This window comes from Mucilaginibacter pedocola, from assembly GCF_002013915.1.
Taxonomy (GTDB): domain Bacteria; phylum Bacteroidota; class Bacteroidia; order Sphingobacteriales; family Sphingobacteriaceae; genus Mucilaginibacter; species Mucilaginibacter pedocola.
Map to the genome: position 1 here is coordinate 69011 of NZ_MBTF01000008.1, position 17746 is coordinate 86756.

The 17746-nt window shown below is 46.5% G+C and carries 19 protein-coding genes; 9 read left to right on the forward strand and 10 right to left on the reverse strand.

The window, feature by feature from the left end:
* Window positions 1-108: 108 nt before the first annotated feature.
* Both BC343_RS10825 and BC343_RS10830 read left to right on the forward strand, forming a co-directional pair.
* Entirely contained in the window at window positions 109-1845 is a 1737-nt protein-coding gene (locus BC343_RS10825) for a thiamine pyrophosphate-dependent enzyme (protein ID WP_078347850.1), read from the forward strand.
* A 4-nt stretch (window positions 1846-1849) separates the two neighbouring features.
* Window positions 1850-2515 (forward strand): phosphatase PAP2 family protein, encoded by a 666-nt coding sequence (locus BC343_RS10830; protein WP_078347800.1) that lies wholly within the window; start codon window positions 1850-1852, stop codon window positions 2513-2515.
* A 270-nt stretch (window positions 2516-2785) separates the two neighbouring features.
* Here BC343_RS10830 and trxA read toward each other — a convergent pair whose 3' ends face one another.
* A complete protein-coding gene (trxA, locus tag BC343_RS10835; RefSeq protein WP_078347801.1) occupies window positions 2786-3085 on the reverse strand; it encodes a thioredoxin in 300 nt (99 codons plus the stop codon).
* An 89-nt stretch (window positions 3086-3174) separates the two neighbouring features.
* Window positions 3175-3690, reverse strand: coding sequence for a hypothetical protein (locus tag BC343_RS10840; RefSeq protein ID WP_078347802.1), 516 nt, complete (start codon window positions 3688-3690; stop codon window positions 3175-3177).
* A 331-nt stretch (window positions 3691-4021) separates the two neighbouring features.
* Here BC343_RS10840 and BC343_RS10845 point away from each other — a divergent pair, with 331 nt between their 5' ends.
* Window positions 4022-5656 carry an alpha-L-rhamnosidase-related protein gene (locus BC343_RS10845; RefSeq protein WP_078347803.1) on the forward strand — a complete coding sequence of 545 codons (1635 nt, stop codon included), beginning with the start codon at window positions 4022-4024 and terminating at the stop codon, window positions 5654-5656.
* 112 nt (window positions 5657-5768) lie between these two features.
* Here BC343_RS10845 and BC343_RS10850 read toward each other — a convergent pair whose 3' ends face one another.
* The gene (locus tag BC343_RS10850; protein ID WP_078347804.1) at window positions 5769-6548 is read right to left on the reverse strand and encodes an NUDIX hydrolase; all 780 of its coding nucleotides are present in this window, start codon (window positions 6546-6548) and stop codon (window positions 5769-5771) included.
* Between the two features lie 119 nt (window positions 6549-6667).
* Between BC343_RS10850 and BC343_RS10855 the strand changes: the two genes are divergently transcribed.
* From BC343_RS10855 to efp, 3 genes are all read left to right on the forward strand, one after another.
* A complete protein-coding gene (locus BC343_RS10855; RefSeq protein WP_078347805.1) occupies window positions 6668-7528 on the forward strand; it encodes a ThuA domain-containing protein in 861 nt (286 codons plus the stop codon).
* 49 nt (window positions 7529-7577) lie between these two features.
* The gene (locus tag BC343_RS10860; RefSeq protein WP_078347806.1) at window positions 7578-7952 is read left to right on the forward strand and encodes a hypothetical protein; all 375 of its coding nucleotides are present in this window, start codon (window positions 7578-7580) and stop codon (window positions 7950-7952) included.
* 141 nt (window positions 7953-8093) lie between these two features.
* Entirely contained in the window at window positions 8094-8654 is a 561-nt protein-coding gene (gene efp, locus BC343_RS10865) for an elongation factor P (protein WP_078347807.1), read from the forward strand.
* 101 nt (window positions 8655-8755) lie between these two features.
* On the opposite strand, the gene BC343_RS10870 is transcribed toward efp, so the two are convergent.
* Entirely contained in the window at window positions 8756-9181 is a 426-nt protein-coding gene (locus tag BC343_RS10870; protein ID WP_143822144.1) for a putative quinol monooxygenase, read from the reverse strand.
* 98 nt (window positions 9182-9279) lie between these two features.
* Window positions 9280-9675: a winged helix-turn-helix transcriptional regulator gene (locus BC343_RS10875; protein WP_078347808.1), complete on the reverse strand. Its 396-nt coding sequence runs from the start codon at window positions 9673-9675 to the stop codon at window positions 9280-9282.
* Window positions 9676-9794: 119 nt separating this feature from the next.
* Between BC343_RS10875 and BC343_RS10880 the strand changes: the two genes are divergently transcribed.
* Window positions 9795-10394 carry an FMN-dependent NADH-azoreductase gene (locus tag BC343_RS10880; RefSeq protein ID WP_078347852.1) on the forward strand — a complete coding sequence of 200 codons (600 nt, stop codon included), beginning with the start codon at window positions 9795-9797 and terminating at the stop codon, window positions 10392-10394.
* A gap of 88 nt (window positions 10395-10482) precedes the next feature.
* On the opposite strand, the gene BC343_RS10885 is transcribed toward BC343_RS10880, so the two are convergent.
* From BC343_RS10885 to BC343_RS10895, 3 genes are all read right to left on the reverse strand, one after another.
* Window positions 10483-11361 carry an alpha/beta hydrolase gene (locus BC343_RS10885; RefSeq protein ID WP_078347809.1) on the reverse strand — a complete coding sequence of 293 codons (879 nt, stop codon included), beginning with the start codon at window positions 11359-11361 and terminating at the stop codon, window positions 10483-10485.
* 311 nt (window positions 11362-11672) lie between these two features.
* A complete protein-coding gene (locus BC343_RS10890) occupies window positions 11673-12665 on the reverse strand; it encodes an MBL fold metallo-hydrolase (RefSeq protein ID WP_078347810.1) in 993 nt (330 codons plus the stop codon).
* A gap of 59 nt (window positions 12666-12724) precedes the next feature.
* The gene (locus tag BC343_RS10895; RefSeq protein ID WP_078347811.1) at window positions 12725-13555 is read right to left on the reverse strand and encodes an alpha/beta hydrolase; all 831 of its coding nucleotides are present in this window, start codon (window positions 13553-13555) and stop codon (window positions 12725-12727) included.
* Window positions 13556-13624: 69 nt separating this feature from the next.
* On the opposite strand from BC343_RS10895, the gene BC343_RS10900 reads away from it, so the two are divergent.
* Complete coding sequence (locus BC343_RS10900; protein WP_078347812.1) at window positions 13625-14077, forward strand: hypothetical protein; 453 nt, start codon at window positions 13625-13627, stop codon at window positions 14075-14077.
* 244 nt (window positions 14078-14321) lie between these two features.
* Here BC343_RS10900 and BC343_RS10905 read toward each other — a convergent pair whose 3' ends face one another.
* Both BC343_RS10905 and BC343_RS10910 read right to left on the reverse strand, forming a co-directional pair.
* Window positions 14322-15848: a bifunctional GNAT family N-acetyltransferase/carbon-nitrogen hydrolase family protein gene (locus tag BC343_RS10905; protein WP_078347813.1), complete on the reverse strand. Its 1527-nt coding sequence runs from the start codon at window positions 15846-15848 to the stop codon at window positions 14322-14324.
* A gap of 88 nt (window positions 15849-15936) precedes the next feature.
* On the reverse strand, window positions 15937-16350 hold the full coding sequence (locus BC343_RS10910) for a DoxX family protein (protein WP_078347814.1): 414 nt from the start codon (window positions 16348-16350) through the stop codon (window positions 15937-15939).
* 167 nt (window positions 16351-16517) lie between these two features.
* Between BC343_RS10910 and hemA the strand changes: the two genes are divergently transcribed.
* On the forward strand, window positions 16518-17744 hold the full coding sequence (hemA, locus tag BC343_RS10915) for a glutamyl-tRNA reductase (RefSeq protein ID WP_078347815.1): 1227 nt from the start codon (window positions 16518-16520) through the stop codon (window positions 17742-17744).
* Window positions 17745-17746 lie beyond the last annotated feature (2 nt).

Here is a 17746-nt window from a genome sequence, read left to right on the forward strand (position 1 = left end):
TGCTTAGGCTAAGATACAAGCAATGACTTTATGATGACGGCTTTATTGCCGAAAATTAAAACCCCTGCGCGCTTATCAGGTTTAGCTATTATAAAAACCCGAAATTGTATGGCAAACGTGGCAGACCAACTGGTAGCAATGCTGGTGAACGCAGGTATTAAAAGAATATACGCTGTAACCGGCGACAGTTTGAACGAGGTGAACGATGCCGTGCGGCGCGAAGGCAGCATACAGTGGGTGCACGTAAGGCACGAGGAGGCGGGTGCCTATGCCGCAGGTGCCGAAGCCGAGCTTACCGGTAATATTGCCTGTTGCGCAGGCAGCAGCGGCCCCGGGCACGTGCATTTGATAAACGGTTTGTACGATGCCCACCGTTCGGGAGCACCGGTGCTGGCCATAGCATCAACCATGGCTACGTTTGAGTTTGGCACCGATTATTTCCAGGAAACTAACACCATAAAACTGTTCGACGATTGCAGCCACTATAACCAGGTAGCCACCACGCCCAAACAATTGCCGCGCATGGTTCAGTCGGCTATACAGGCAGCGATCCATCGTAAAGGCGTATCGGTTATTGGCCTGCCCGGCGATGTTACCGCCATGGATGCCGAGGAGATTACGACTGCTACCGATAATTTTAAACCGCAGCCTGTTGTCCGCCCCTCAGATGAGGATTTAGCTAAGCTAGCTGAGTTGGTTAACCATCATAAAAAAATAACCATATTTTGCGGCATTGGCGCTGCAGAAGCGCACGATGAGGTAGTGCATCTATCGCAATTGCTGCACGCGCCCGTTGCTTATTCGTTCAGGGCCAAGATGGGTATACAATATGATAACCCGAACGAAGTAGGCATGACGGGGCTGCTGGGCCTGCCATCGGCGTACCATAGCATGCACGACAGCGATCTGTTGATATTGCTTGGTACCGATTTCCCTTATACGCCATTTATGCCTACCGATTGTAAGATCGTTCAGGTAGATATAAAACCCGAGCGCATTGGCCGTCGCGCTAAGGTGGATGTCGGGCTTTGCGGCGATGTAAAAGATACTTTGAAAGCTTTGCTGCCATTAGTTAGACAGAATGAGGAAGATAGCTTCCTAAAGGCACAATTAAAATTTTACGAGGGAGTAAAAGAGAACATGCATACCTATGTGGAGGATAAGGGCGATACCGAAAAGATACATCCCGAGTTCATCAGTAGTTTAATTGATAAAATGGCGGCAGATGATGCTATATTTACGGTAGATACCGGCATGTGCTGTGTATGGGGAGCGCGTTATATCAACGCTACTGGCAAACGCCGGATGATTGGCTCGTTCAACCATGGCTCAATGGCCAACGCCATGCCGCAGGCAATTGGCGCGGCGCTGGCTTACCCTAATAGACAGGTAATTGCCTTTTGCGGAGACGGCGGCCTATCAATGTTAATGGGCGATTTGGCAACTATTGCGCAGTATAAACTGCCCGTAAAAATAGTGGTGTTCAACAACCGCTCGTTAGGTATGGTGAAACTGGAGATGGAGGTAGCGGGCCTGCCCGATTGGCAAACCGAAATGCACAACCCCGATTTTGCCATGGTAGCGCAGGCAATGGGCATAAAAGGCGTAACCGTAAAAGAGCCCGCCGAGGCGGAACAAGCCCTGCGCGACGCGTTGGCCTACAATGGCCCTGTGCTACTGAATGTATTTACCGACCCCAACGCGCTGGCCATGCCACCAAAAGTGGAATTGAAACAGGTGAAAGGCATGGCGGTATCCATGACCAAAATGATGCTGAACGGCCGCATGGACGAGGTATTAGATACTGTAAAAGCCAATTATAAACATTTAAAAGACTTAATATAAAAACATGAACCAACGGAGGCAACGCATACTAAAGTTAGTGCTCATCATTATCAGCATTGGTTTTGCTGCGCTTACCGTTTTGGTGATATTGTACCCCAATTCTTTTATCGATATCAAGTTCTCTAAAGAGATACAAGAGCACCAGAATAAGTTTTTAGATACGGCGATGTACGTAGTCAGCGTACCCGGTTATATGCCCGAGGCGCCCATCATGATAGCCTTCACCAGCTTAGTGCTGCTGCTGTTCAAATACAAAAAGGCTGCGCTGTATGTGCTCTTTACAACCTTGGTAGGTTTGATAAGTACCATTGTGAAAGCTTTGGTGAACCGCCCCCGCCCCAGCGACGATGTGGTGCGCATTGTATTAAAAACCACCCAGCAAAGTTTCCCCAGTGGGCACGTAATGTTCTATACGGTTTTCTTCGGCTTTTTGGTAGTGCTGATGTATCAACTGGAAGATGTGCCAAAAATTGTGAGCCGCTTTTTGATCGCGCTAAGCCTGCTCATGATATTCCTGATACCCATATCGCGTATATACCTGGGCGCGCATTGGTTTACCGATGTTACAGGAGGATTTTTGCTGGGGCTGTTATGCTTGTATTTGCTATCGTGGTTATACCTACGTAAGCCTGCTCAGAAGAACGAGGCACCGGTAGCAGAGAAAAGGTAACACGACCGAGCAGGATTTGCGAAATCGTTTGACAGGATTTAGGGATTGAAAGATTGTTCAGGATTTATTTTTCTGGGATTTCACCGATTGAGGAATGATTCCACCGATTTGATTTTCTGGGATTTCACTGATGAAGCATGATTTCACCGATTTGTTTTTTGGGATTCCACAGATAAAAAATGATTTCACCGATTTGGTTTCAACGAGTCTCAATTCATTGATAAGTAATTCGGCTATGAACCATGAACTATCATCTATGAACCAGAGCAACTACTTAATGTACTGTTGAATTACCTGTTGTAGTTGCGCTGCCTGCATTACGCCGCTTTGGCGCCATTTGCTTTGTCCGTTTTGGAAAACGATTAAGGTGGGCACGCTTTGCACGCGGTAGGCGTTGGCGGCTGCGGGGTTTTTGTCGATGTCGATCTTAATGATAGTCACCTTATCACCAAGGGCATCTTTTACCTGTTTCAGTATCGGAGGCATCATTTTACACGGACCGCACCATTCGGCGCTGAAATCAACTAAAACGGGTTTCTCTGATGCGATGATATCCTGGAAATTTGCCATGGCCTGTTCTATTTTATTTCTACAAATAACGGATGAATTATTAAAACGTTTTGGAGTAGCCTGCTATTTTACTAAGGGATGGCAGTTAGTCATTCAGGCATCACGATAGCTCTTATACTAAAAGGCTTGTGCCCTCTTTCTAAAAGTTTATCTAAACCATTCCCTGCAAAAAAATCACTAAAAAAATCCCAACTGCTTGCGTTTACCGAACCGTTGCCGTTCATGAGAAGATCGCTCACTATATTTAGGTTGCCGATCAATTCAAAATTGCCTTCGAAAGGTTTAAGATCTACATTCCAAATTGTGAGGCCATAGGAGCCAAGTATGTAAGGCTTTATTTCCGGGTGCACTTCCCACATTACATTTATAGCTGTTTGCGGGTACGGAAAAGAGCTGCTTTGGGCATTTGGCCTGCCGTAAAAATCGCATTGGAGAATGTTATCTAAAGTGGGTAAGTTTTCGCTGCTGTATGTTGTTGCCGCAAAATCGCAGCTATGAGGGCTGCGGTCTTTTTTTACAGCGGTACATAATATCGCTTTGTATTTGTTATCAGCCGCTACAAAACTCAGGATATCGCCCTGTACTAAATTTTTGAATTTAACCATATATGATGATGCTTGGCAATATCAAAGGTATAAAAGCCAAGGGCATTTAAGCTACTATATGTTTGTATTGAATTACCTGTAAATGGCTTCTTTTTACCAGGGAGATTAACAGTAACCAAAATTGCTATGTGCCGATACGCACTACCTGTTTGTAGAAGCATATCAAAAAAAATAGTTGTGCCCCATCGGGGCTACCCAATTGCGAATCGACGGCGACAATGTAACCGCAGGATCTCCTGAAAGGAACCCTGCGAGACGAATGCCTTACAGGATACCGCAGGATGCCATACCGAATTAATGTAGTTATATTGCTTCCTCTTATCTCCAACCAATGGCCAGGCATTTTATCATCTTCGTATTAATAATTTTCAGCATAAACGGTTACGCGCAGGACCCATACCGGGCTAACCGTGCGCAATGGCTGGCCCAAGCGCAGCAACTTACGCCTAAATTTAACGAAACCTTGAAGCGCCCGGTTAATACCGTTGTTTTAGTGAAGGATGCCGGCGCTTTCCAGGGTTGGAAGGCACAGCCTACCGACTCGCTTACTGCCTTCTACTCCGGCTCTTTTCAAAAGAAAAAGCAGGTAGTACTCGATTTTGGTGAGCACATTACTGGCTACGTTAGCTTCAGCCTGAAATTACTGCGAGGTTCATCAGATGCGCCAACGCGGTTTAAACTTACTTTCGGCGAAGTGCCCGCTGAACTTGCTACGCCATTCGACCCATACAAAGGTGGCCTAAGCCGTGCCTGGCTGCAGGACGAGGTAGTAACCGTTATGGATATCCCCGAAACGGTAAGCATTGCCCGACGCTTATCTTTCCGATACGTGAAGATAGAGCTGATGGGGAGCTCGCAATATTTTGATTTCGCGGTATCGGATATACAATGCAAGGCGGTGAGTTCGGTAAGTACAAAGCCTGCTCCCTTGCAGGCATCTGCAGCTTCTGATATCCGTGCCATCGATTCGGTAGGCTTGACCACCCTGAAAGAATGTATGCAAACCGTTTACGAAGACGGCCCCAAGCGCGACCGCAGGCTGTGGATAGGCGACCTCTACCTCGAATCGCTCGCCAATAGCTATTCCTTCAAAAACTTCGACTTAACTAAACGCTGCCTCTACCTGCTCGCCGGCCTAAGCGGAGAGAAAGGCTTTTTAATTGGTACGGTATTCGAAAAACCCGAACCCCATCCGCAGGAGAACCAGTACCTGATGGATTATGCCTTCCTGTATAACGCCGCCTTAAAAGAATACTTAGCCGCCACTAATGATACCGAAACGGCTAACGACCTGTGGCCCGTAGCCAAACGCCAATTGGATATCATCCGCAATTATTTATTGCCAACTGGTATGATGGATTACCCTCGCGCCAATAAAGAGTGGTGGCTGTTCTTCGACTGGAAGGACGGGCTCGACAGGGAGGCCGCTTTACAAGGCATTGCTATTTACACCTTAAAACAAACTTACGATCTGGCCAAAGCCTTGCATAAAGAAGGCGAGCTGAATGACGTGCCCGCCTTAATAAAAAAGATGAGCACTGCCGCGCGCAAAAATTTATATGATGCCAAAACTGGCCTGGTTTACAGCGGTAGCAGTAAGCAGGTATCTTACGCTTCGCAGATATGGCTAACGCTATCGGGTGCCTTGAGTAAAAAGGAAAGCCAGCAAGCCCTGCTGAATGTAGCCAAACAAAAAGATGCCCTTTACCCGGGTGGGCCATACCTGTACCACTACTATGTGCAGGCATTGATAAGCGCCGGGCTAAATGCCGAGGCAAAAGCTACGGTTACAAATTATTGGGGAGGCATGGTAAAAAAAGGTGCCGATACCTTTTGGGAAGTGTACGACCCGAAGAACGAATACCTATCGCCCTATGGCTTTTTCCCGGTGAACAGCTACTGCCATGCCTGGAGCTGCACCCCGGTTTATTTCATCAGGAAGTACCCGGAGGTGTTTCAGGAGTGAAATAGTCGGAAGTCCGCAGTCCGAAAGTCCGTAAGAAGAAGTATTAGATAAAACGTTAAAGGTTTTTTCCATCTTCGGACTTTCCGACTTACCGGACTTTCGGACTCAAAAATTAAACAAGCACCAACCCCTCTTCCAGCGCTTTTTCGTACGCCTCCTCGTTAAACTTATAAAAAGTGGGGGAGCGGTGCCCGCCTATGGCTTTCTTTTCATCTAGTTTCTCCAATAACCCCAGTGCCATTAGCTTATTAGGGAAGTTAGTTGGGTTTAGCGTTTTGCCCGATAGTACTTCGTAAAGCCGTTTGATCTCTTTAAGCGTGAATTTAGGTTGCAGTAGGTTTTTGCCTATGGGGAAGTGGTAAAGGTCTATTCGCATACGGTCGAGCGCTTCTTTGGCTACTTCGTTATGATCGAAGGCCAGATCGGGTATTTCATTTATCGGGAACCAGCGGCAATCTTCGGATATAAAATCTAAAATGGGGCTGGCGTTCACAATATCGGTGATCGAGTAAAAGCCAATGGTAACGGTTTCGCCCAGCAGCCAGCTGTCGGGTTCTATTTTAAAACCCATTAACTGGATAAAGGCTATCTCGTCGAACATTTCGGTGGTGGTATTGCGGCCCACATCGCCAAAAGCTTTGGCCTGGCGAAGGAAAAGGCGCTCCAATCCCGTACGTTCCATGGTTATCCGCGCTGCGGCATCATCAAGGCTTTCGGTTTTTTTAACAAAGCCGCCCGGCAAATGCCATTTACGCATCAGCTTGTTCTTCATCAGCAAAAGCTTCAGTTCCTCATCATGATAGCCAAAAATGGCACAATCAATACTGAGGTTAGGGCGGTACTCGAGGTGCCCTCGTTCAAAAAAATCGCGTGCTTGCTGTAAACTATCCATAACGCTAACTCTTCAAAAAATTTATTTCTTAAAATTTAATAAATGTATGGAATTAATTTATACCTTCATTTATTATTTTCTAATAAAAGCTGCGGGCTAACCAATTATAAACCAAACGCATGAAAAAAGCTTTAAAAATTATCCTGTGGTCGGTACTGGCCATTGCAGTTTTGCTGGTGGGGGCGGCTATGCTGTTCTCGTATAAAGTAACTCATGGCTTCCCGGTATCGTACGAAACCGATGTGCCGGCCATCAGCTTTCCCGAGGGGAAAACTAAGGTGCTGTTGTTCTCTAAATCCACAGGTTTCCGCCATGGCGAATCTATCGAAGCAGGTAAAAAAGCCTTTGCGGATATGGCGGCCAAAAACAACTGGTTTTTATATGATACCGAGGATGGCGGTGTGTTCAATGCAGAGCAACTTGCCAAATTCGACGTGGTAGTATTTAACAACTGCACCGGCCGACTATTGAACGATGAACAGCAGAATGCATTAGCAGCTTATGTAAAAAATGGCGGCAACTGGATAGGCATCCACGGCGCTGGCGATAACTCGCACCAATGGCCATGGTACGAGCAGAATTTGATTGGCGCTAATTTCTCGCATCATCCTATCGAGGCTCATTTGCAGGAAGCTACCGTAACCCTAAATGATGCGCCCGATACCCTGGTAGAAAATGCCCTGCCGCAAACCTGGCAGCATACCGACGAATGGTACGTGTTTTTTGATAACCCGCGCAAAAGCGGTTCCCACGTAATCTACAATATCGATGGCACTAAAATAAACCCGAACGGCAACATCATGTTTGTGAAAGATAAGAACTTCGGTATGGGGAAAGACCATCCCGTGGCCTGGTACCGTAATGTAGAGAAAGGGCATGCCTATTACACTTCTATAGGGCACGATGCTACCGCATGGGCACAGGCACCATTCCTGAACCTGCTGCAAAACGAGGTGGAATGCTCCGCCAAAAAGAACTGACCCAGTAAATAATTAAACCAACTATATAACCCCAACAAACAACCAAAACATGAGAAAAATTACTTTAGCAATTGCCGGCATTTTTGCCTTTATGCTATTCACTGCCAAAGCGCAGGCACAAACCGCACCATCGTTCTATGCAGGGAAATGGGATATCCTGATAAAAGGCACCCCTAACGGCGATGTACACCTGATGTTCACGCTTACCGAAAAGGACGGCAAACTGGATGGTACTTTTACTGATCCTGAAAGCAAAAAAGAGGTACCCGTAACCAAAATCGAAACTGCTGATGGTAAAGTGACCCTATACTTCACCATATCTAACTACGATGTTAACCTGGCGATGGAGAAAGTTGACGATACGCACATCAAAGGTAGCCTGATGGGTATGTTCGAATCTACAGGCGAACGCGTGAAGCAATAAGGAAATTCGCTTTTTACACACTGATCTACCGTGGCAGGCTTTGCTTGCTGCGGTTTTTTATTTAACGCCCTTTAAAGCTTTTATCATGGTGTTTTACAGAACTTAGCCTATCTTCGCAGACATTTTTTAGAAACACATTACATGGCAAAGGCATCTGAAATTAAAGTAGGAAATATATTACGCTATAATGGCGAACTGGTAATTACTACCGAAGTATTACACCGCACCCCGGGCAAAGGCGGCGCGTTTTATTTGGATAAATTCCGCAATATTAAAACCGGTCGTATTGTTGAGGCCCGCCTGGGTACCGATGAGCAGGTGGAAATTTGCCGCGTAGAAACCAACGATTACCAATACCTGTACGAAGAAGGCGACTACCTGGTGATCATGGATAACACCACTTACGATCAGCACAGCATCCCTAAAACATTGTTTGGACCGCAGGTTAAGTTTTTGAAAGAAGGCATGAACGTGATCGTATCTTTCGAGAGCGAAGAGCCTATAATGGGGCAAATGCCGAACAGCGTAGAACTGGAAATTACCTACACCGAGCCTGCCGTAAAAGGCGATACCTCATCGGGCGCCATGAAGAACGCTACTGCCGATAACGGTGTGGAGATAAAGGTACCCCTGTTCATTAACCAAGGCGACAAGATAAAAGTAGATACCCGCACCGGCGAGTACATCGAGCGCGCAAAGTAATAACCCGAGCCTCCGCCTCCGCTGGATAGCGGAGGAACTTTTGATTTGCATAAGGCATAAAGGCGATGAACCTCAAATTCATCGCCTTTTGCTTTGCAGGCTTATTTCCGCTTACTCTCCAGCGCTATGGGCGTAACCTCCACCAACTCCAGCGACTTCACCATATCCTTGGTGCCGGTTTTGTATTTCTTAAAATGCGGAGTTTGCAAATGGCTGAGGTAAGCCGCTTGGTTAGCGTATATTTCAAATACCGTTACATTGGTTGGTTTCGCCTTATCATATACTGCATATAGCGTAATAACGCCCGGCTCTACCCGCACCGCAACTTCGGCGTGCTCTTTCAGCATAGCTTTGTAGTTATCCAACTGTGCGGAATCTATTGTTAGTTTAGCTATCCGCACCACCTGCCCGGCATCCTGCGCAAACGCTTTTTGAAAGGGTATAAGCGATAGGGCGAACAAGGCGGCAATAGTAAATAAAGCACGCCCGGCGCCGATGTTGTTAGCGAATAGTTGGATAATTTTCATGATGATATTGATATGTCCTTAGCCAAATATACGATTGGAATATGTTCATTCGCTTATATCAATTCCTGTTTTGCTTACCAATATTACAGGGGGGGATTTTAGGTGATATCCGCTTTCCTGCTGGCCACAATGCGCTTGCGGTGGCTTATGCCCCAATCTTTAAGGGCGAACAACACGGCATCTAACGATTCGCTGTAAGGCGTTAGTCCGTAAGTTACCGTTACCGGCGTGGTGGAATACACATTACGCACAACAAACTCGTTCAGTTCAAGCTCCTTCAATTCTTTCGAGAGTATTTTAGGCGTTATATCGCCGAGCGCACGCTGAATATCTTTAAAACGCATAGGCCCATCAGTAAGTGCGAACAGGAGCGGCAATTTCCATTTCCCGTTTAAAACATACAAAGCATCCCTGATGCCTGCCATACCCGTGGGGCAGGTGCGTTTGCTGCAACTTTTTGCGGTTATTGTTTCCGGTTCGGCAAGTGTTTCCATCGTATACAAAGGTAAACAGTATCCTAAACCATACCGGTATCCTTTGGGATAGTAGTATCTTTTTGAAAGGCAGGGTAATTACGTTTGCTGCAGATATAAAACAAAAACAAATTACCCTGATGAAAAAGATATTGCATATCATCTCGAGCCCTAAAGGCGAACAGTCATTCAGTATAAGACTTGGAAACGCTATCATCGAAAAAGTAAAGGAAGCCAACCCGGGGAGCACGGTGCGCACCCGCAATTTAGCGCAACAACCGTTTCCTCATTTAGAGGAAGCCACACTTGCCGCATTTTACACCCCCGCCGATAGCCATACCGAAGAGAATAAAGAAGCGCTTAAAAATTCCAACGAAGCTATTGCCGAAATTTGGGACGCCGACATTATTGTAATAGGAGCCCCGCTTTGGAATTTTGGCATTCCCTCGGTACTGAAGGCCTGGATAGACCACATAGCTCGTGCCGGCGTTACCTTCAAATTCAGCGCAGCGGGTGCAGAAGGACTGATAAAAGGCAAAACGGTTTATGTGGCTATGGCATCGGGCGCTATTTATTCCGCCGGGGCTTACCAGGCTTTCGATTTCGTATCTACTTACCTTAAAGGCTTTTTAGGTTTCCTTGGGATGACAGACCTGAAGGTTTTCCGTGTGGAGGGTTCGGCATTTCCTGGCCAGGCCGAGTTGGCTTTGCAAAGGGGAATTGATAGTATTGTGTTATAAAGAAAAAGTCCTTTTCGTTCAGGTGGGGACACCTGAACGGGAGGGGCTTTAAGCAAGCCTGGTACGAAACCCAACTTTTAAACTTTTCTCAATGCAGCACCTTCTTCAAATCCTTTTCCGGCTTCAAAATGTGGCTGTCTTCCAGCCAGTCGGCGAGGCGGTCGGGCCAGTGGTTTATGGATTTGAGGTTGCGGTTGGTACCCATATTGAAAGCGTGGTCGCCCTGAGCGTACATGTGCAGTTCTACAGGTACTTTGGCTTCGCGATAGCGTTGCAATAGCTGGATGAGCGGGAGCGAGCAGCAGGCATCATCATTGGCAGCTACCAAAAATGCAGGCGGTGCATCAGTATTGATGTGCTCGGGGACGAACAGAGGGCCGGGATAAACCTGTACAATGTAATTGGGTTTGGCGCTGGCTCGGTCGATAGGATCAGTGGCTTTTGCATCACCGTCGTAACCGCCAAAGGCTACCATATCTACCACTTCGCCACCTGCCGAGAAACCCATAATGCCAATGCGGTTGGGGTCGATACCGAACTCAGCTGCACGGCTGCGTACCAGGCGGATGGCGCGCTGCCCGTCTTGCTTGGCATGAACATCAATTTTGTAAGGGGACAAGGTATCGCGGCCGAGGCGGTACTTCAGTATAAAAACGGTAATGCCAAGGCTGTTGTAGAATTTAGCGGGTGCCACACCTTCCGAGTTGTAAACCAGCAAACGGTGCCCGCCGCCGGGGCAAACAATAATGGCTGCACCGGTAGCTTTATCGGCAGGCGGGGCATATACGGTAAGCGAAGGGTTGTGGATATTCTTCACCCAATAATCTTTGGCTTGCTCGGGCTCGTTGCGGCGGTTTTCGAAACCCGGTGCACCTTTTTCCCAAAGGGGGATAACGGTTTGGGCGGAAGTACTTAATGCGCAAAACAATAAGAATACAAAAGCAGAACAGCGAATAATAACTTTCATAAATAAAATAAGGGCTGAATAACAACGGTTAAAACGTCATGTTGAACTTGTTTCAACACCCCATCATGTAAACCTCCATGCATGTCCGCTATGCGCAAACACTACCTGCCGTGTGAGGTGCCGAAATAAATTCGGCATGACGTTTTGGGTAGCTAAATATCTGTTTTATAAATTGATAAAGCAAAATTAAGATAGGGCTATCTGTGGCAATAAGCAAACTGATAACCTGTATAGCTGTCGGCATAATGGCTAACCCCTCCCCGCATTTGCGCACTTTCCCAGCACACCCCTCCCCGAGGAGGGAATTTTATTTAACTCATAAACGCCTTCCACCAATTGCTTACTAATGGTGCAACCTCGGTGGGTTTGCCGGGTTCGGGTAATAACAGTTGGATGTTTTTTTCCTCGGCATATTTTACCAGGCGCTCGGCAGGTTCGTACCAGGCATGGGGTGCGAGGTTAAAGGTACCCCAATGGATGCCCATCATAATATTGCCTTTCAGGTCGAGGTGGGCGTTAGAGGCATTATCGGGGCCCATATGTATATCGGGCCAGTATTTACCGTAGGCACCTATCTCCAGCATCGTTAGATCGAACGGGCCGAAAGCTTCACCAATTGCAGCAAAATCGGGCGAGTAACCCGAATCGGCACCAAAGTAAATATTATGTTCGGGCCCTTTTATCACAAACGACGACCACAGGGTTTCATCGCGATGGGTAAGCCCCCTGCCCGAGAAATGCCTTGCCGGCGCAGCGGTAATATTGCAATTGCCTATCATTACGCTATCGCCCCAATCCACCTCGTGGATGATGCCTTTATCAACGCCCCATTCCTCCAGGTAATCGCAAACGCCTAGTGAGCAAATGAACGGTATATTTTTGCCCGCAAAGTATTTAATGGTGGCTTTATCAAGGTGATCATAATGGTCGTGCGAAGAAATGATCACATCTATCTTAGGTAATTCGGAAAGTGCAATAGGCGGCTGAAAAAAGCGCTTTGGTCCGAACGATTGTGAAAATGAAACACGCTGGCTCCAAACCGGGTCGGTAAGGATGCAGATGCCGTCTATCTCTATTAACAAACTCGAGTGCCCTACCCAGGTAACACGCAACCCGCTTTTGGGGGGCGTATCAAAAATGCTTATATCCGTTTTAAAAGGGCCAAGCGGTATTTTGGGTGTATTCTCTTCTTTGTTGTTGCTGTATTCTTTCAGGATGGGGAGCATTGCGCCAAACCCGGCAGAATCGGTAGGGATGGTATTGATAAATTTTCTTCCCTTTTTGCGGGAACCGGACAAACTCATGGGCAGTGTTATTTAGTGCAATAACGCAAAAAATACCCTGAATGATTGCAATAGCTGACTTATTCTTTCAAAAATTCAATAGAATCGTTACAAAATTGCAAAAGTGTGGCAGGCAGCGTATCGGGCAGGTAGGGGTGCGAGGCATTGAATACATGGTCGGCACCCGGTATCACCACCAATTGCGCGTTGGGCTGAGCCGCATGCAAATCTTCTGCCTGTGTTAAGGGCACGCTGGTATCGGCATCGCCGTGTACTATTAGCCAGGGTTGTTTTATTTGCGATGCCTTTGCCCGGATGTTCAGCCGCTCGGGATTCTTCTCTACATCCTGCAGCATGCTCACCTTATAAGGCATGTTTTGCCCGGTGCGCGAGTTGCGCATATACATTACGCCCTGTAGTTTCCATTGTTCTTCCGAGCCTTTTGGCCAAAGCGTGTCAAAATGCGATATAGCCGCCATGCTAACCAGTTTGGCAATGCGTTTATCTTCCGCAGTTTTGATGATGCTGATGCCGCCGGCCAGGCTATGCCCAATAAGATATACCTGCCTCACGGCCGGCAGGAACGAGCCGCCACAGGCAAAATCGATAATGGCGTTCAGGTCTTCCAGCTCGATGCTGAAGGTATTGTCGCTAAAGGCTATTAGGTCGGCAAAATCTGTAGGGTTATCGGTAGTGGTGCCGTTGTGCGAGAAGTTGAATTTAAGGAAACGGAAACCGTTCTCGGCAAAATGCTGCGCCACCAGGTTATGGGTGCCCCAATCCTTAAACCCGCGTATGCCGTGCGCAAAAATCACCAACGGTGCTTTGGGATGGGCGGTATGGTAAGTAACATCGGCCAGCATGCCACGGCCTTTAGCCCCCGGGATGGTGTAATAGTTTTTGCGGATCATAGTAGCCCGAAATTACTAATGTTGAACCGAATACCGCAAAAACTTTGCATCTTGTATTAAATTTTTACCATGAAGCTAAGTGTCGTCACGATATTTTTATTAATAGCTTTTGGCGCATCGGCACAAAGGAAACGGATCATATTTCCGCCGCCGGTTTTAGGAATTGATAAGCCCAACTTTATAGTGTTTTGCAACGTGCCCGATCATAAAAACGAGCGTGTTTACACCAGATCCTATTATGCCGGGGTTGATGAGTACTGGAGTTTAAAAGCGCCCGACAGTAAAGAATGCCCCACTGTAAAAGCAGAATTAGATCTTCCTGATTCGTTGGAGATCCGCCCGGAGTTTCTTCAACTTCTTAGGGAAGTGCATATTAATTATACGACCAGTTATTTAATTATCGACGCTATAGGCGTTTATAGTGATAGCAATAAAGCTGGTTATGGGCATTTAGGCAGCAATAAAGCTAACTTTAAAGTGGAGCGGCTGGTTGACGTGCAATTAGTTAAAAAGAAAAGGTAACGGCCTTTAGCCCCCGGGATGGTGTAATAGTTTTTGCGGATCATGCCTGCAAGTTAGTAATGATGGCGCAATGAAAGGAAATTATTCTACCCACTATGTCATTCCGAGGGAAGCGAAGCGACGAGGAATCTTGAACGACTAAGCATGAACGCTTTGCATGGTGGCTTTGCATAATGAACAAGATTTCTCTTCGCCCTCTCGCGCTTTCCCTCCCCGCTGCTCATCGAAATGACATTTTTGATCATCACACTTTCTTCCCGTTATACATAATCCCGTAAAGATCCGTCCGGCGGTCTTTTAAATTCTGTACGCTGCCATATTCGTGCAGGGCATCCAGAACCGATAGGTCCACATCTGCAATAACAATCATCTCGGTATTCGGCGTAGCTTCTGATTGTATGCCGTTAGTAGGGAATCCAAAATCCGAGGGGGTGAACACTGCCGATTGCGCATAAGAGATATCCATGTTATTTACATTCGGCAAATTACCTACGCAGCCGGCAATAGCCACATAACATTCGTTCTCTACTGCACGGGCCTGTGCACAAAACTTAACACGGTTGTAGCCGTTCTGCGTATCCGTAAGGAAAGGCACGAACAGTATCTGCATATCCTGGTTGGCCAAAATGCGCGATAGTTCAGGGAACTCCACATCATAGCAGATCAGTATACCTATTTTGCCCGCATCGGTATCAAAAACCTTAAGGTCGTTACCGCCGCGCATACCCCAGGAGTTTATTTCTGATGGGGTGGGGTGTATCTTAATGGTTTCTTCCATACTGCCGTTGCGGCGGAAAAGATACGAGGCGTTGTAAAGCGAATCTTCCTTTATCACGGGCATGCTGCCTGCAATAATATTCACGTTGTATGATACCGCCAGTTTACTAAAGGCCTCCACTATGGGCTGGGTGTACTGCGCCAGTTCGCGCATGGCCTTTGCCGAATCGAGGTGGTTATACTCGGCCATCAGCGGGGTATTGAACAACTCGGGGAAGAGGATAAAATCGCTCTGGTAATCGCTCACGGCATCAACAAAGTATTCGGCGTGTTTTAATAATTCACTTAGGTTATTGTAACTGCGCATTTGCCATTGCACCAGGCCTATACGAACCACCGTTTTGTGGTTTATGGCGTTGGTAGGCTCTTCGTAATAAACGTTGTTCCACTCTATCAATGTAGCAAAACCTTTAGAGCGGCTATCCTCGGGCAGGTAATTGCGCAACACTTTACGCACGTGGAAATCATTCGCCAGCTGGAACGATAGGGTAGGGTCGTATATCTCTTTATACTTTACCTTATCAATGTATTGCCTTGGCGTAAGGTCGTTCTGAAATTTTTGGTAATTGGGTATACGGCCGCCGGCAATAATGCTTTTGAGGTTAAGGTTCTCGCAAAGCTGCTTGCGCGCATCGTACAGGCGGCGGGCCAAACGCAATCCGCGGTATTTAGGGTGTACAAAAATATCTATACCATACAGCACGTCGCCATCATTGGTATGGGTTTTAAAGCTGCTGTCGCCGGTTATTTGTTTGTAGGTATGGGTATCGCCAAATTTCTTGTAATCTACCACAATAGATAAAGCGCAGCCAACTACTTCGCCATTTACGGTTACGCAAATTTGCCCTTCGGGGAAAAGCTTTATCAGTTTTTTTATCGATGCGGCATCCCAGTAGTCTTCATCCATATCCATGTATGCCGACTTCATCGATTTTTTCAGTTCCTGGTAATCGTGTACCTCCAGGTTACGCAGTTCAATACTTTGCAGATCCATGTTGGGGTAACGGGTTTTCTGCGGGAATGTTTGTTTGTTGTTAGTCCGAAAGTCAGAAAAGTCCGCAAGTCCGATGACAAAAAAACGTTTAACTCCTTCTCTCGGACTTTTCCGACTGCGGACTTCCGACTTTAGAATGCCACCCCGCCCAAACAATAAGCAGCGGCTGAAAAACCAGCAGCCTCAGCCATGCTACAGCCGGGCTAACTGTTAGCGTACCTAATTGAAAGGGGGCATCCATTACCATTTTGGTGTGTACGGGGATAAAGGCCAACAACATGAGTATAATGCCGTATGAGGCAACCTTACGCGTTCGCGGGCGTATCATTAATAGCGCTAACACAATTTCTGCCGCACCCGATAGTGCGTTTAGCAATTTGGCGAAAGGCAATTGCGCTGGCATAATAGAATAATATACATCGGGCGAGCGAAAGTGGTTGATACCTGCCAGCAGGTAAAAGGCGATGAGGGCGATAAGGCTTAATTTTTTAAAGAATTGCATTATTTATAGGCAGCTTATTTTAAAAAATGAAATAAAAGCAGAATAAGAAGGATGTTATTGCAGATATATCGTAATTTATAAACATTCTAAATACTTCTGTTTGACAAAGCCTTGACATTGCATCTTACCATGTGTGCTATTTTTGTTCGGTCAAATTTAAAACTGCTTTGAAGTATCTAAAGGTAATAGCTTTTACGCATAAACAGATCGAGTTGAAGGAATTGGGAAAGTTGGTGATATGCCAGGAAGACCTTACCGATAAACTCCATGAAGTTAAAGCACGTTTTGATATAGGCGAAATTTTCTACCTATCTACCTGTAACCGTGTAGAGTTCGTTCTGTCTACCCAGCAAAAGGTAGATCGCGAGTTTGCCCATCAGTTTATTGATGCTATGGGTATTGGCCTTTGCCACCACTCAATGGGTACGTTTTTAGATGCTGCTTCTATTTACGAAGGCCACGCTGCGATGGAGCACCTGCTGCGTACATCATGCTCGCTGGAAAGTTTGATAGTTGGCGAAAAAGAGATATTGGCCCAATTACGTAAAGCTTACGATAGCGGCCGCGAAGCCGGCCTTACCGGCGATAAGCTGCGCCTGATAATGGAATGTGTTGTAAAAACCGCTAAAGAAGTTTATACGCATACCAACATATCTAAAAACCCCATCTCGGTAGTATCATTAGCTTACCGTAAATTAAAAGACTTGAAGCTTTGCGGCAACGCCCGTATCCTGATCATAGGCGCCGGCGAAACTAACCGCAACCTTTCTAAATACCTGCAAAAACATAAGTTCTCTAACTTCGCGGTGTTTAACCGCACCCTTTCAAAAGCGCAGCAACTGGCTGATGACCTGGGTGGCGAAGCTTACGAACTGGATGCCCTGAAAGATTACAAAAAAGGCTTTGATGCCATTATCACCTGCACATCGGCAGTTGAGCCTATCATCACACCAGAAATTTATACCTCGCTATTGAACGGCGAAACCGGTAAGAAAACGATAGTAGATCTTGCTATCCCTAACGATACTGCTGCCGAAGTGCTGGAGCAATTTGATGTGAACTTTATTGAAGTGCACTCGCTTAACGAAGTTGCAAAAAAGAACCTGCAGGAGCGATATCACGAGCTTTCGAGTGCTGAAGCCATCATCGACCGCAACATCAACGAGTTTTTGGTGATGCTTAAACAGCGCAAGATAGAGCTGGCCATGCGCCAGGTACCCGAAAAAATAAAAGAGATACGCAACACCGCTGTAAACTCGGTATTTGCCGATGAGGTGCAAAGCCTCGATAAAGAATCGCGCGAGATACTGGAAAAGGTGATGAATTACATGGAGAAGAAATATATCAGCGTGCCCATGATCATGGCGAAGGATATATTGATCAACAGTAATTAAAA

Coding starts and splice junctions, on each gene's coding strand:
- BC343_RS10825 (WP_078347850.1), top strand. CDS start 109: ATGGCAAACGTGGCAGACCAACTGGTAGCAATGCTGGTGAACGCAGGT.
- BC343_RS10830 (WP_078347800.1), top strand. CDS start 1,850: ATGAACCAACGGAGGCAACGCATACTAAAGTTAGTGCTCATCATTATC.
- trxA (WP_078347801.1), bottom strand. CDS start 3,085: ATGGCAAATTTCCAGGATATCATCGCATCAGAGAAACCCGTTTTAGTT.
- BC343_RS10840 (WP_078347802.1), bottom strand. CDS start 3,690: ATGGTTAAATTCAAAAATTTAGTACAGGGCGATATCCTGAGTTTTGTA.
- BC343_RS10845 (WP_078347803.1), top strand. CDS start 4,022: ATGGCCAGGCATTTTATCATCTTCGTATTAATAATTTTCAGCATAAAC.
- BC343_RS10850 (WP_078347804.1), bottom strand. CDS start 6,548: ATGGATAGTTTACAGCAAGCACGCGATTTTTTTGAACGAGGGCACCTC.
- BC343_RS10855 (WP_078347805.1), top strand. CDS start 6,668: ATGAAAAAAGCTTTAAAAATTATCCTGTGGTCGGTACTGGCCATTGCA.
- BC343_RS10860 (WP_078347806.1), top strand. CDS start 7,578: ATGAGAAAAATTACTTTAGCAATTGCCGGCATTTTTGCCTTTATGCTA.
- efp (WP_078347807.1), top strand. CDS start 8,094: ATGGCAAAGGCATCTGAAATTAAAGTAGGAAATATATTACGCTATAAT.
- BC343_RS10870 (WP_143822144.1), bottom strand. CDS start 9,181: ATGAAAATTATCCAACTATTCGCTAACAACATCGGCGCCGGGCGTGCT.
- BC343_RS10875 (WP_078347808.1), bottom strand. CDS start 9,675: ATGGAAACACTTGCCGAACCGGAAACAATAACCGCAAAAAGTTGCAGC.
- BC343_RS10880 (WP_078347852.1), top strand. CDS start 9,795: ATGAAAAAGATATTGCATATCATCTCGAGCCCTAAAGGCGAACAGTCA.
- BC343_RS10885 (WP_078347809.1), bottom strand. CDS start 11,361: ATGAAAGTTATTATTCGCTGTTCTGCTTTTGTATTCTTATTGTTTTGC.
- BC343_RS10890 (WP_078347810.1), bottom strand. CDS start 12,665: ATGAGTTTGTCCGGTTCCCGCAAAAAGGGAAGAAAATTTATCAATACC.
- BC343_RS10895 (WP_078347811.1), bottom strand. CDS start 13,555: ATGATCCGCAAAAACTATTACACCATCCCGGGGGCTAAAGGCCGTGGC.
- BC343_RS10900 (WP_078347812.1), top strand. CDS start 13,625: ATGAAGCTAAGTGTCGTCACGATATTTTTATTAATAGCTTTTGGCGCA.
- BC343_RS10905 (WP_078347813.1), bottom strand. CDS start 15,848: ATGGATCTGCAAAGTATTGAACTGCGTAACCTGGAGGTACACGATTAC.
- BC343_RS10910 (WP_078347814.1), bottom strand. CDS start 16,350: ATGCAATTCTTTAAAAAATTAAGCCTTATCGCCCTCATCGCCTTTTAC.